This is a genomic window from Actinoallomurus iriomotensis (genome assembly GCF_030269445.1).
GTDB lineage: Bacteria > Actinomycetota > Actinomycetes > Streptosporangiales > Streptosporangiaceae > Actinoallomurus > Actinoallomurus iriomotensis.
Genome location: NZ_BSTJ01000011.1, coordinates 168,710 through 181,993 on the forward strand (window position 1 = coordinate 168,710; position 13,284 = coordinate 181,993).

Annotated in this window: 10 protein-coding genes; 8 read left to right on the forward strand and 2 right to left on the reverse strand. The window is 71.4% G+C overall.

From position 1 onward, the window contains the following. Positions 1-28: 28 nt before the first annotated feature. Complete coding sequence (locus QSK37_RS37785) at positions 29-3,094, reverse strand: tetratricopeptide repeat-containing serine protease family protein (protein ID WP_285630609.1); 3,066 nt, start codon at positions 3,092-3,094, stop codon at positions 29-31. A gap of 11 nt (positions 3,095-3,105) precedes the next feature. Then, positions 3,106-3,420: a trypco2 family protein gene (locus QSK37_RS37790; RefSeq protein WP_285630612.1), complete on the reverse strand. Its 315-nt coding sequence runs from the start codon at positions 3,418-3,420 to the stop codon at positions 3,106-3,108. A gap of 197 nt (positions 3,421-3,617) precedes the next feature. Here QSK37_RS37790 and QSK37_RS37795 point away from each other — a divergent pair, with 197 nt between their 5' ends. The 8 genes from QSK37_RS37795 (at position 3,618) to QSK37_RS37830 (ending at position 13,284) form a co-directional block, all read left to right on the forward strand. Then, complete coding sequence (locus QSK37_RS37795; protein ID WP_285630615.1) at positions 3,618-4,397, forward strand: IclR family transcriptional regulator; 780 nt, start codon at positions 3,618-3,620, stop codon at positions 4,395-4,397. Positions 4,398-4,420: 23 nt separating this feature from the next. Beyond that, complete coding sequence (locus tag QSK37_RS37800; RefSeq protein WP_285630618.1) at positions 4,421-6,103, forward strand: hypothetical protein; 1,683 nt, start codon at positions 4,421-4,423, stop codon at positions 6,101-6,103. Beyond that, positions 6,100-6,804 (forward strand): hypothetical protein, encoded by a 705-nt coding sequence (locus tag QSK37_RS37805; RefSeq protein ID WP_285630621.1) that lies wholly within the window; start codon positions 6,100-6,102, stop codon positions 6,802-6,804. Before QSK37_RS37800 ends, QSK37_RS37805 begins: the two co-directional genes overlap by 4 nt. 36 nt (positions 6,805-6,840) lie before the next feature. Continuing rightward, the gene (locus QSK37_RS37810; protein ID WP_285630624.1) at positions 6,841-7,809 is read left to right on the forward strand and encodes a dipeptidase; all 969 of its coding nucleotides are present in this window, start codon (positions 6,841-6,843) and stop codon (positions 7,807-7,809) included. 134 nt (positions 7,810-7,943) lie between these two features. After that, positions 7,944-9,368, forward strand: coding sequence for an MFS transporter (locus tag QSK37_RS37815; protein WP_285630625.1), 1,425 nt, complete (start codon positions 7,944-7,946; stop codon positions 9,366-9,368). Positions 9,369-9,608: 240 nt separating this feature from the next. Then, positions 9,609-10,523, forward strand: coding sequence for a 5-dehydro-4-deoxyglucarate dehydratase (gene kdgD, locus QSK37_RS37820; RefSeq protein ID WP_285630627.1), 915 nt, complete (start codon positions 9,609-9,611; stop codon positions 10,521-10,523). Between the two features lie 2 nt (positions 10,524-10,525). Then, the gene (locus tag QSK37_RS37825) at positions 10,526-12,160 is read left to right on the forward strand and encodes an aldehyde dehydrogenase (NADP(+)) (protein WP_285630630.1); all 1,635 of its coding nucleotides are present in this window, start codon (positions 10,526-10,528) and stop codon (positions 12,158-12,160) included. Beyond that, the gene (locus QSK37_RS37830) at positions 12,157-13,284 is read left to right on the forward strand and encodes an L-talarate/galactarate dehydratase (RefSeq protein ID WP_285630632.1); all 1,128 of its coding nucleotides are present in this window, start codon (positions 12,157-12,159) and stop codon (positions 13,282-13,284) included. The genes QSK37_RS37825 and QSK37_RS37830 overlap by 4 nt, the downstream gene beginning before the upstream one ends.

Genomic DNA, 13,284 nt, shown 5'->3' on the forward strand with positions numbered 1-13,284 from the left:
AGGCCGAAGGGCAGCGGAAACGGCACGGTCATTCCTTCTTGCGATCCTGGCGCGACCGCCTCTTCGGTTGGTTGCGGACCACGCGTGCCGGATCCGGCCGAGACTTCTGGCCGTGGCCGGGCGGATCCGAGCGAGACCGGTAACGTCTGAGCTCGGCCACGTACTTCCGGAGTTCGGGGGAGCGGCGGCGCGCGAGTTCGAGTCCGCCCGTGGCGGCGAACATCAGGACCTTGTCGTCGATCGCGGTGGCGATCCGCTCAGACTCGGCAAGAGATTCGACGGCCGCTCGCGCCTTCCCCGGCCGGCCGAGAAGGATGACTCCTTCCGTGCCCAGGGTGTCCGCCAGGTTCCGCAGATAGACGGCGGGGAGCCGTTCGGCCAGCGGCCGGTAGATCGAGACGGCCTCCTCGATGTGTTGGGCCGCCTCCTCGTCCTCGCCCATTCGGTGCAGCGTCTTCGCCAGGTTGTGCAGGCCGGACGCGAGGTCGTGGTCGAAGAGGGTCGGGTGGTCCTCCACGATGCGGCGACGGGTGTCGACCACCTCCCGGTGGATGGCCAGACCCACGGTCTGCATACCGAAGTCGATCAAGCGGTTCGCCCTGTTCGTCCCCGCGCTGGTGGCGATGATCGTCAGCCAGGGATCGGGCTCCGCTACCTGGTGGTAGACCTCCAGCGCATGTTCCGCCGTGCGCAGGCTTCCCTCTCGATCGCCGGACTCGTTGAGGATCGCGGACAAGTTGGACAGCGCTTGCACGGTGCCGTGGAGATCGGGCGGGTTCTTCCGCTCCCATTGCTCTACCGACTCCTTCGCCGTGGCCAGAGCCTTCCTGGTCTGCCCGTGACTCATGTACAGCTTGGCGAGGAGACCCAGCGCGGGCGCCAGCTCCGTCTCGGCATCGTCCGGGAGCTCACGCCCTAGGGACACCGCCTCTTCGAGGCTCTCCTGCGCCTCCTTTGTCTCACCGACGGAGTTCAGCCGTTCCGCCAGCGCGAACAGCTGCGAGGCCAGGCGGGGCCGATGGGTCGCCGGGTCATCACGGGCGAGTTCGCGGTAGCGGTCGACGAGACGGCGGAACGCCTCGATGCTCCACCGGCCGAAGAGGGAGGGCGCGGCCCAGGTGACGGCGATGAGCTCGTCGAGCCAATCGGGCTCTGCGGTGACCTGGGCGGTCAGTGGTTCGATCGCCGTGATCAGCGGGTCCGGCTGATCGCTGCGGGTCGCGGCGACGGCGGCGACGGACGCGAGCTCGGGCCGGGACGACACCAACCGTGCGATGGTGTCCGCGGCGGCCGGCCGGAGTGCCGCCGCCCGGCTGAGCACCTCGAATCCGTATTGCGTATCGCGCGCGGGCACGTGCCCGAACAGGCCGTCGAACAGGTCGGTGTCCTCGGCGGTGACACGAGCCACCAGATATTCACCGAGGCGGTCGGGCTGCAGGCGGCCCCAGTACCGGCTGTCGGCGGCGGGGTAGAGGTCGTGCAGCCACTCGGCAAGGGCCAGAAGGCGTTCCTCGGGCTGGTCACGCAGGCCGGGCACGGCTCCCAGCAGGTGCGCGGCCTCCGTCTCGGTGGTCGCGCTGAAAAGAGTCGCCGTGGCGACGGCCCTGCGGAGAGCCTTCGAGTACGCGAACCGTAGGCCCCGCGCGTAGGCGGTCCATCCCCAGTAACGCTCCTCGTGGCCGAGCAGGACGTCCTCGACGCCTTCCCCTTTCTTCTCCGGTACCGGCTCGAACCCGAGCTGGAGCAACGAGGCGAGCGCCGTCATGTGCACGGTCAGCACGGAGCCGTACCGCGGGTGGCCCAGATCGTCAGGCGGGTCCGGTAGGTCGGGCCCGATCTGGTCGCCGCGTCGGCGTAGGGCACGCGCGAAGTGCTCCACCGCCGTGGCGAACAGCGGCGCACGCCTTTCCGCGGTGTCCTCCAGCGGAGGCAGCTCAGTGACGTGCCGGCCGAGCGCCCGCTCGATCACCGAACTCCCGATGACCAGTTGCCGCCACCATTCACCGGCGTGGCGGGCGAGCAGTAGTAACCGCACGCGCAGCCCGGAGTCCCGTACGGCACCGATCCGGGTGGCGAGCCGCCGTATTTGATCGGTCCTTGTCTCGGCGTAGTCGACGATCACCAGGACCGGAACCGCCGACGCGGCGAGCGGGCCCACGTCGAGGGGATCCCCGTTGTCCGGACGCAGCCATCCGACCGCCCAGCCGGCCGCTCGCCGCCGGGCGGCGAACTCTCGCGCCAAGCGCGTCTTGCCCTGGCCTCCCGGGCCGGTCACCAGCCAGGTCGAGACGGTGTCCGGCTCCTCGCACCACGCCGAGAGCTTCGCCAGGAGTTCCGTACGGCCATGGAACGGCACGACCTCCGCGTCGGCCGCCAGCAGGTACGCGGGGGACCGCGATCCGCCCACGACCGTCGGGGGCTCGAACAACGGCGCGAGCTCCACCGACTCGGTGGTCTGCTCGCCAACGAGTGCTACGAATCCGGGATCGTCCAGGAACCGTGCCACCGGAACCGCCGTCAGCCGCCGGCTCCCGAACTCGGGCGGATCGGCCACCAGCACACCGGTGAGCAACGCGTCCTCGCCGCAGAACAGCGCCGCCCCGGAGATGCCGGCCCAGGCCGAGGAACGCGTGCGGGAGTCAGGCCAGGCGTCTACCAGCACGTCGTAACGGCGGGACTTCGCCCCGGTGCCGGGATTGATCGTGCCGGACAGGTGCTCGGTGTCTCGTATGTCATCCGGACCACGTTGTGCGTCCGGGAACCCGGTGGCCTCGCACCGTACCCCGCCGCGTGTGCCAGTGAGTCGTCCCCAACGGACCGTAGCCGCCTCGGGCACGTGTTCCGCCGGGCCGGTGACCTCCACCAGCGCCGCGTCGACCGTGTCGTCATGGCGCCACCACGCGACCCGGCCGGTCGGCGTCGAAGGGTCGCCGAGGAACCGCACCATGACCGTCGGCGCCGGAGCGCCGTCGACGACGACCGCATGCGCCGCCGTCAGCACCAGCCGCGGTGCGATGAGATAGCCCGAGCCGAACTCCCATGTGCCGTCCGCGCGTCGCGCGAACGTCTCGGCGACTCTCTCTCGTCTCACCATCGTCGATTTCCTCACCGGTCGGGAACGTGTGTTCCCTGGCCGGTCACGTACGGTGCGCGCCCATAGCCGTCCTTGGGCGTGAGGAGCAGTTTCAACCGGTGCGTCGACCCGGAGGTGACAGTGCCCTTGGCGCCGAAGGACACCACCCCGAAGCGCACCCCGGCCTCGGCGCCGCCGTCCTTCTTCACATCGACGAGAAACTCCAGCTCGACAGGGCCGAGCTCGAACCGGACCTCGGCCTCCGAACCCTCCGCGGTCGCCTGCGCCAGCTCCCGGCGGAGAGCATGCACGACATCTGCCAGATCAAGCCAGTCTCCGTCACTCATCACGGCTCCCTTCACCGTTGCCGAAACCCGTTGCGGCGCGGATCCAGCGTGAGTTCGGTGATGGGTACCGGGCAAGGCCAGGCCAGGAACTCCGATCAAACAAACAATGCGGCGAACAATTCGGGGCCTGTTCGCCGCTTGACGGTCGGTCTGGGTCTACCTTACGTTCGCGGTGTCACACATTCTAGGATGTTGTCATGAAATATAGGACAGACGCCAACGACTCCGCGAGTACGCGGCCGATGTCGTCGGCCCTGAAGCTGCTGCGGCTGCTCGACGTCGTGGGCGAGTCGGAGGATCCGGTCCGGGTCGCCGATCTCGCACGGACCCTCGGGGCCACCCGGTCGGAGGTGCACCGGCACCTCGTCACGCTGGTCGCCGCCGGGTGGATGGAGCGGCTGCCGGACGGCGCGTACCAGCTCACGGTGAAGGCCGCGCACCTCGGGCACGCGGCGTTGCAGCACGCCGGGTTCGGCGACCGGGTCTCCGCGATGCTGGTCGACCTGGCGGCGGAGACCGGGCAGTCCGTCTGCCTGGCCGTGCTCGACGACGACGCGACGCGCGTGGTCAAGCGGGCCGAGCCGGGCACCGCCGCGCACGTGACGCTGGCCCTGGGCCGCCGGCTCGACCTGCGGTTCGGCGCCACCGGACGGGTGCTGCTCGCGTTCGCGGACCCCGCCGTCGTCGCCGGCCTGCGCGCACGGAACGTCGACGTGCCGACCGACGCCGAACTGGCCGAGATCCGTGCGCAGGGATACGCGCTCATTCCCGAGGCGGACCCCGACGGAGGGCTCGCCGCGATCGCCTTCCCGGTCTCCGGCCGTACCGGGGAGCCCAGCGTGGCGCTCTGCGCGGTCGGGTCCAGGACCGGCTTCGACCCGCTCACCGCACGGGAGCCGCTCGCGGCCGCCGCCGCCCGGCTGTCCCGCCTGACCACCAGCGTCGACCCGGGGGCGGACGCTCCCTGGGGCTCCTAACCCATCACCCGTACAGGAGGGACATGCAGACCGCCGCGCCCGACACCGATCCGGCCCTCGGCCCCGATCCAGAGGCGTTCATGCGTCCGGAGCGGCTCGCCACGCTGCCGCCCACCCGGCTTTCGGCCAGCCGCGCGCTCATCAACCGGATGAGCCGGGAACGCTGGCGCATCGAGGTCGTCCGGTTCGACATCGACGACCGGGCCCGGGGAGACGCGCTGTACCGCGTGCACGCCCCCGGCCGGACGTTCGACTTCATGGTGTTCTCGTTCGAGCCCAAGCTGGAGGGGCGCACCGGGCGGATCATCGGCACCGACTGGGACATGATGGGCGCGCTCGTCGAGGGCGAGGCCGGCGAGGCGGACATGCGCGCCACCCGCGCCGAGTTCCCCAAGCTGTACGCCGGCCGCGCCACGCCGGGCACGCTCGTCTGGTGCCGGTCCAACCGCAGCCTGCGGCTGTTCGACCACGTGATCGAGCGGCTGGCGAGCGGGCGCCAGCCGGACGTGGACGAGCTGTGGCGCGTCGGCTACCTGATGCGGAACACCGGCCTGGACGGCAACGGCACGTTCGGCACCCGTTCGTACCTCGCGCTGGAGGACGACCACCCGCTGCGCGGCCCGTACCAGGCCCAGATGCTGTCCGCGTACCTGATGCGCGAGTTCTCCTTCGACCTGGCCGAGCACCTGGCGCGGCTGGCGAACCCGGGCGCCGTCCGGCTGGACGCGGACCTGAAACGGCTGCTCGGGCTGGGCAACGGCTCGGCGCTCGGCCTGGTCTTCTTCGCCAACAACCACCCGGCGCTGCTGGACCGTTGGCTGACCCTCCGGTTCGCCGCCGTCGCCGAGGCGCGGGCCCGGCCGGCGGTGCCCGGCGACGCCGAGTGGAACCGCGCCGCCGAGCTGCTGGAACGTGCCATCGCGTTCTACGACGAGGACCCCTTCCGGTACCACTCGTTCACCCCCGCGGCCACGGTCGCCGACGGCCTGCGCCTCATCGTCAAGGCCATGGCCGGAGCCGAACCGCCCCGCACGTTCGGCGAGCTGGTGGACGCCGCCGCCGAGGTGGGGCCGGACGCGGTCGAGGTGGGCAACGCGATCCTGCTCGAACTGCGGCCGGAGACCACCGACGCGTGGCTGCGGTACCAGCCGGTGGACGAGACGCTGACCCGCCGCCCGGCACAGCGCGTCGGCGAGCTGCGCGAGCTGCTGGACCGCGAGTACGCGTGGACGCGCCGGTTCGACCTGGCCGATCCCGCGCAGCGCCGGTTCCGCTGGTACAAGTCGCGCGACGCCGAGGAGCCGCGGCGCGGGCCGGTGGATGAGGTGCCCGAGGGCTTCGAATGGGCGCTCGACCTGCCCGGCGACGTCCAGCGGCTCGCCCGGGCGCTGCGCGACGAGCCGGCCGGCCGCACGGTCGGCGAGTTCCTGGCGGCGCACCCGGCCGAACGCGCCACCGTGCAGCGCGTGCAGGGCCTGGCCGGGCGGAGGTACCACTCGCCGCACATGAACATGCTGGCCGGCGACTTCACCCCCGCGCACATCGTGCGGCTGATGAACGCCGCGTTCCACGGGCTGGACAAGACCGTGGACGGCCTGGGCCGCAACGTGCTCGGCCTGCTGTTCCACGGCGCGCCCGTCGCGACCGACCTCGCCGCCGGGCACGCCGCCGACTGGATCTACCCTCGCCGTCCGGAGGAGCGATGACCACCATGCCGGAGACGACCGCGTTGCCGGAGGAGACCGGCCCGGACGTCATCAACGTGTCGCTGCGCGAATGCCGCCTGGTCGGCTACCGGGTGCTGTGGCACCACGGAGCACCGGCCGGCGCGATCCCGGCGATCGTGGACGCGATCGTCGCGGCCGAGGCCGCCGGGCTGGAGGGGCTGCGCGCGCTGCACGCCGACGGCGCGGCCATCGGCGCCACCGCCGCCCGTCCCGTCACGTACACGAGGGCGGGGGACGAGCTGGTGATCGACGCGGCCGGCAAGCACGCGCTGGCCGCCGTTCCCGACATCGTCGACCTCGCCGCCGCGCTGGGCGACGCCGCCGTACTGGTCACCGGCGCGGAGCGGGACGAGCTGCTCGCCGTCCTCCCGCACGTGGCGCCCGACCACGGCCTGGCGCTGGCCCCGGACGGACCCGGCCGCTTCAGGTGCCGTCCCGCCACCCCGTCGTACGAGGGCTCCGGGCCGCCGTCGGCCGCGGGCATCCTGCACGACGGCACGGACGTCCCCGCCCACCTGTGGTGGGCCCTGTTCCACCTCGGCAACCTCGCGCTCACCCCCGACTCGGTGGTGTCGCGCCGCCACACCGGCCGGTCGGTCTTCGACGCGCAGGGCCGCATCGTCGGCGAGCTCGGCGAGGACGCGCAGGAGCCGGACGCCGCCACCCCCGCCATCCGCTGAGCGCGCTCACCCCCGAGACGGAAGAGGACACGGCACATGTACATCGACGGGCTGGAATGCAGCGTCTATGACCGGGAGGTCTTCCAGGAGCTGCGCGACGGCGACCTCGCCTGCGTCACCAACACGGTGGCGTTCTGGGAGGACGCCGGGGAGACCATGGACGAGATCGGCCGCTGGCGCGACCTGGCCAGGGAGAACGCCGACCTGATCACGATCGCCCGCACCGCCGACGACATCGAGGCGGCGCACGCGTCCGGACGCACCGCCATCCTGCTCGGCACGCAGAACTCCTCGCCGATCGAGGACCGCATCCGGTACGTGGAGCTGTTCCACGACATGGGCCTGCGGGTCATGCAGCTCACCTACAACAACCAGAACGCCATCGGCGGCTCCTGCTACGAGCCGCACGACTCGGGGCTGACCCGCTTCGGCCGGGAGGTCGTACGGGAGATGAACCGGGTCGGCATGGTCGTGGACCTGTCACACGTGGGCGAGCGCACCGGCATCGACGCGATCGAGGCGTCCGAGGCGCCGGTCGCGGTGACCCACGCCAACGCCCGCTCGCTGTACGAGCACGCGCGCAACAAGGGGGACGATCTGCTTCGCGCGCTGGCCGAGAACGGCGGCGTCATCGGCCTGGCCACGTACCGGAACATCAGCGGCCCGTGGGCGGAGTCGCGCGAGACATGGTGCGACATGGTGCGCCGCACCGTCGACATCGTCGGCCTCGACCATGTCGGGATCGGCACCGACCTCAGCCGCAAGAGCGGCGACAGAGAGCTCCAGTGGATGCGAAAAGGCCGCTGGACGCGCACCACGCAGTACGGCGCCGGATCGGCCGGAAACCCCGGCAAGGCCAAGCCGGTGGAATTCATGACCTCCACCCGCGACTTCCCCGCGCTCGCCGAATGCCTCACCACCCATGCCGGATTCGGCGACGAGGAGACCGCCAAGATCATGGGCGGCAACTGGATGCGTTTCTACCGTCACGTATTTAAGGGCTGACCGGCCTCAAGGGCTGACCGCCCGGCACGGGTGAACGCGGAAATGACGAGTCCCGGTGACGAAGAAAGCGAGTGTTCTTCTCGACTGATCCCGGCGTCGCCACGTGCGACGCGCTTTGCCGAAAGGCGATGGTCATGGCTGTATCCTCCTCCTCTCAATCGTCCTCCGACACCTACGATGACGGGCGGGCCGCCGCCGCGTACGCCGAGGTGGCAGCGCGGCTGGACCGCCTGCCGTTCACCTCGGTACAGCGCGGAATCCTGCTGAAGGGCGGTCTCACCACCACGTTCGACGGGCTCGACAACGGAATCGTCTCGTTCCTGCTGCCGATCGTCACGGGCGTTTTCTCGCTGTCCGGAGTCGAACAGGGATTCCTCGGCAGTTCGTCGCTGATCGGAGCGTTCGCCGGCGCGATCGCGGTGAGCTTCATCGGCGACCGTACGGGCCGCAGAAATCTGCTCCTGTACTCCATGGCGTTCTACAGCGCCGCGATGATCGTCGGCGCGGTCTCGCCGGACGGCGCCTTCCTGATCGTCACCCGGGTGGCCGCCGGTGTGGCCATCGGAATCAACGTCAACATCATCATTCCGTACCTGGCGGAATTCGCGCCGGTGAAACAGCGCGGCCATTTCGTCGGGTCGCTGGCCGGGTTCTTCGGCTTCGGGTTCGTGCTGGCCGCGCTGATCGGCTACTTCGTCATCCAGACGATGGACCAGGGCTGGCGGATCGCGCAGCTCATCGTGGGCCTGCCGATCATCCTGGCCGTCCTCTGGCGGCGCAACCTGCCCGAGTCGCCGCGCTACCTGCTCTCCAAGGGCCGCATCGACGAGGCACGGGCGATCATCGACGACCTGGAGGCGAAGGTCTGCCGGGTCACCGGCAAGGACCTGCCGCCGGTGGACACCGACGTGCGGTACGAGCCGGACAAGCACCTGTCCATGCGCAGCGTGCTCGAACAGTTCGCGGCGCTGTGGCGGCCGAAGATGCTGCGGCAGACGATCCTGATCTGGGTGCTGTGGTTCTGCTTCAGCTTCGCCTACTACGGCTTCCTGGTGTTCCTGCCGACGCTGCTCGTGGACAAGGGCCTGACCATCAGCGAGAGCTTCGGCTACTCGATCGTCATCGAGGTCGCGCAGGTCCTCGGGTACTACCCGGCGGCGGTGCTGTCCGAGCGGCTGGACCGCAAGTGGAGCATCGTCGTCTTCCTGGCGGCCAGCGCGCTGTCGGCGGTCGGCCTGGCCTTCGCCGGCGGCAACGTGCAGGTGCTCATCTTCGGCATCGCTCTGGCCTTCTTCCTCAACGGCGCCTACGCGCCGCTGTACACCTACACGCCGGAGGTCTATCCGACGCCGATCCGCGCCACGGGGGTGGGCGCGTCGGCGGTGTTCAGCCGGGTCGGTGCCGCGCTCGCGCCGATCATCATGGGCGCGACCTACACGTCGCTGAAGTTCTCCGGCGTGTTCCTGACCCTGTGCGCGGTGATCGCCGTCGCGGTGGTCGCCGTGGTCACGATGGGCGTCTCCACGCGCCGGCGCTCCCTGGAGGAGATCGCCGGCTGACCGGAGCGGCGAGCCGACGAGCGAGCGAAGCGGCCGGTGAGGTACGAGCCGTCCGCGTAGCGAGTGAGGAGGCGAGCGCGACCAGCGGACCGGGTCCGGCACCGCGCCCGAGGGCGGTGCCGGGCCCGGTGTCATGTCGCCAAGGTATCGAGCCATCCCAATGCGGTGTTGGACGAGAATCACGGCGTCTTCCTACAGTCGCGGTAGACCGCACTCCCGCGCCCAGAAGGAGACCGTGGCATGGTCAACCGCACGCCCGGGGAGGTCGCCCGGCAGCTCGGGTCGGGCCTCCTGTCCTTCCCGATCACTCATCTGACCAGGGACGGCGCCTTCGACGAGCCGGCCTACCGGGAGCATGTCGCCTGGCTCTCGCAGTTTCCGGCCGCCGGCCTGTTCGCCCCGGGCGGCACCGGCGAGTTCTTCTCCCTCACCCTCCCCGAGGTCGAGAACGTCGTCGCCGCGGCCGTCGGCGCCGCCTCCGAGGGGCTGCCCGTCATCGCGCCCGCGGGGTACGGCACGGCCACCGCCGTGGAACTGGCACGGACCGCCGAACGCGCGGGCGCGCACGGCATCCTGCTCTTCCCGCCGTACCTCACCGAGGCGGGGCAGGAGGGGCTGCGCGCGCACGTACGGGCGGTGTGCGACGCGACGAGCCTGGGGGTGATCGTCTACAACCGCGCCAACGCGAGGTACACCGACGAGACGGTCGACCGCCTCGCGGAGGAGTGCCGGAACCTGGTCGGCTTCAAGGACGGCGTCGGCGACATCGAGCAGATGGCGCGGATCTACGCCCGGCTGGGTGACCGCCTCACGTACATCGGCGGGCTGCCGACCGCGGAGATGTTCGCCCTTCCGTATCTCTCGCTGGGGCTGACGACGTACTCGTCGGCCATCTTCAACTTCCTGCCGCGCTACGCCGCCGGCTTCTACGACGCGGTCCGCCGCCGTGACGACGCGGCCGTGATGGCGGCGCTGTCGGAGTTCGTGATCCCGTACACCGACCTGCGAAACCGCCGGCCGGGGTACGCGGTCAGCATCATCAAGGCCGGGATGAGGGTGATCGGGCGGCCGGCCGGCCCGGTCCGCCCGCCACTGACGGATCTCACCGACGCCGAGCTCTCCGAGCTCGAGACCCTCGTGCGGAAGGTGAGCTGACCATGGCGGAGCCCACGGAGAACACCGACGCGCCGCTCACCGGCCGGTCCCTGGTCGGGGCGGTGGACGTCATGGGGACCGGGGGCACGTTCCACGCCGTCGACCCCGCGACGGGCGCACGCCTGGAGCCCGGGTTCGGCGAGTGCGGCACCGCGGAGGTCGAGCAGGCCGCCGAGCAGGCATGGCAGGCCTTCGACGCCTACCGTTCCACCACGCCCGAGGTACGGGCGGCGTTCCTGGAGTCGATCGCGGCCGAGATCGAGGACGTCGCGCCGGCCCTGGCCGCGCGGGTCCAGGAGGAGACCGGTCTGCCCGCGGGCCGGGTCGCCACGGAGACCGCCCGCACCACCGGTCAGCTCCGGCTGTTCGCCGGCGTCGTACGGGACGGCGCCTGGCGGCAGGCCCGGATCGACGCGGGCGACCCGGACCGCGAACCCGTGCCCCGGCCCGACATCCGGCAGCGGTCGGTCCCCGTCGGCCCGGTCGCGGTGTTCGGCGCGTCGAACTTCCCGCTCGCCTTCTCCGTCGCCGGCGGCGACACGGCGTCCGCCCTCGCGGCCGGCGCGCCCGTCGTGGTCAAGGGGCATCCGGCTCACCCGGGGACGGCCGAGATCGTCGGCCGTGCGGTCCGGGCCGCCGTGCGGAAACACGATCTGCCCGCGGGCACGTTCAGCCTGCTGCAGGGCACGAGCACCGACCTCGGGCACGCGCTGGTCACCCACCCGTACATCCGGGCGGTCGGTTTCACCGGCTCCCGGCGCGGTGGCCTCGCGCTGGTCGAGGCGGCCGCGCGCCGTCCCGTACCGATCCCCGTCTACGCCGAGATGTCGGCGGTCAACCCGGTCTTCCTGCTGCCCGGCGCGCTCGCGGAGCGGGCGGTCGCGCTCGCCGCCGGGTTCGCCGCCTCCATGACCGGGAGCGCCGGCCAGCTGTGCACGAAGCCGGGACTCGTCTTCGTCCTCGACGGGCCGGACGCGGACCGCTTCGTCGACGCGGCGAGCGAGGCGGTCCGGGCCGTCGTGCCCGCGCCGATGCTCAGCGCCGGGATCGCCGCCGCGTACGAGAGCGGCGTCGGGACGCTCCGATCGATCGGCGCGGTCGAGGAGGTCGCGCGGGGTGCCATCGGCGGGCCGCTCGCCTGCCCGGGTGAGCCGCACCTGTTCGTCACGACGGGCGAGGCGTTCCTGGCCGACGGGCGGCTGCACGAGGAGGTCTTCGGCCCGGCCGCCGTCATCGTCCGGGTCCGCGACGAGCAGCGGCTCACGGAGATCGTGGACCGCCTCGAAGGGCAGCTCACGGCGACGGTCCACCTCTCGCCCGGCGACCACGGCACCGCCGCCCGGCTCCTGCACCGGCTCGAACCGGTCGCCGGACGCCTCATCGTGAACGGCTGGCCCACCGGGGTGGAGGTCGGGCACGCGATGGTGCACGGCGGTCCGTTCCCCGCCACGTCGGCGCCGGCGACGACGTCCGTCGGCGCCCGGGCCATCGAGCGTTTCCTCCGGCCGGTCGCCTACCAGGACGTGCCCGCGGACCTGCTTCCGCGCGAGCTGCGCGACGACGACCCCGACGGCACCGTCCGGTGGCGCGACGGCCGGCCGGAGACGGACGGTACGGGACGGGGCGGCGACCGATGACCGACCGGATCGCCCACGTGAGGCTCTCCTCCATCGTCCTGCCGCTGGCCGATCCGATCAGCGACGCGAAGGTGCTCACCGGCCGGCAGCGGCCGATGACCGAGGTGGTCTTCCTCTTCGCCGAGATCGTCAGTGCGGCCGGCCACGAGGGCATCGGGTTCTCCTACTCCAAGCGGGCCGGCGGCCCCGGCCAGTTCGCCCATGCCCGGGAGATCGCGCCCGTCCTGATCGGGGAGGACCCCGCCGACATCGGCAGGATCTGGACCAAGCTCACCTGGGCCGGCGCCTCCGTCGGCCGTTCCGGCCTCGCCGTCCAGGCCATCGCGGCGATCGACGTCGCGCTGTGGGACCTCAAGGCCAAACGCGCGGGGCTCCCGCTCGCCAAGCTGCTCGGCGCGTACCGCGACTCGGTCCGCACGTACAACACCTCCGGCGGTTTCCTGCACACCCCGGTCGACGAGGTCATCGAGAACGCCAGAAGTTCGCTGGCGGCGGGCATCGGCGGCATCAAGCTCAAGGTCGGCCAGCCCGACTGGCGCCAGGACATCGCGCGCGTGACCGCGGTACGCGAGGCGCTGGACCCGGACGTCCCGCTCATGGTCGACGCGAACCAGCAGTGGGACCGCGCCACGGCGATGCGGATGGGCAGGCTGTTCGAGCCGTTCGGCCTGGTCTGGATCGAGGAGCCGCTGGACGCGTACGACGCCGACGGGCACGCGAACCTGGCACGCGCCCTCGACACGCCCATCGCGACCGGCGAGATGCTCTCCAGCGTCGCCGAGCACGTCCGTCTCATCGACGCCGGCGCGGCCGACATCGTGCAGCCGGACGCGCCCCGCATCGGAGGCATCACGCAGTTCCTCAAGCTCGCCGCCTACGCGGAGCACCGGCAGCTGGAGATAGCGCCGCACTTCGCGATGGAGATCCACCTGCACCTCGCCGCCGCGTACCCGATCGAACCCTGGGTCGAGCACTTCGACTGGCTGGCACCGCTGTTCAACGAGCGGCTGGAGACGCGTGGCGGTCGCATGTACGTCTCCGAGCGGCCCGGTCTCGGCATCACCCTGACCGAGCAGGCCCGCGCCTGGACGGTGGGGACCGCGGAGTTCGGCGGGCGACCCTGA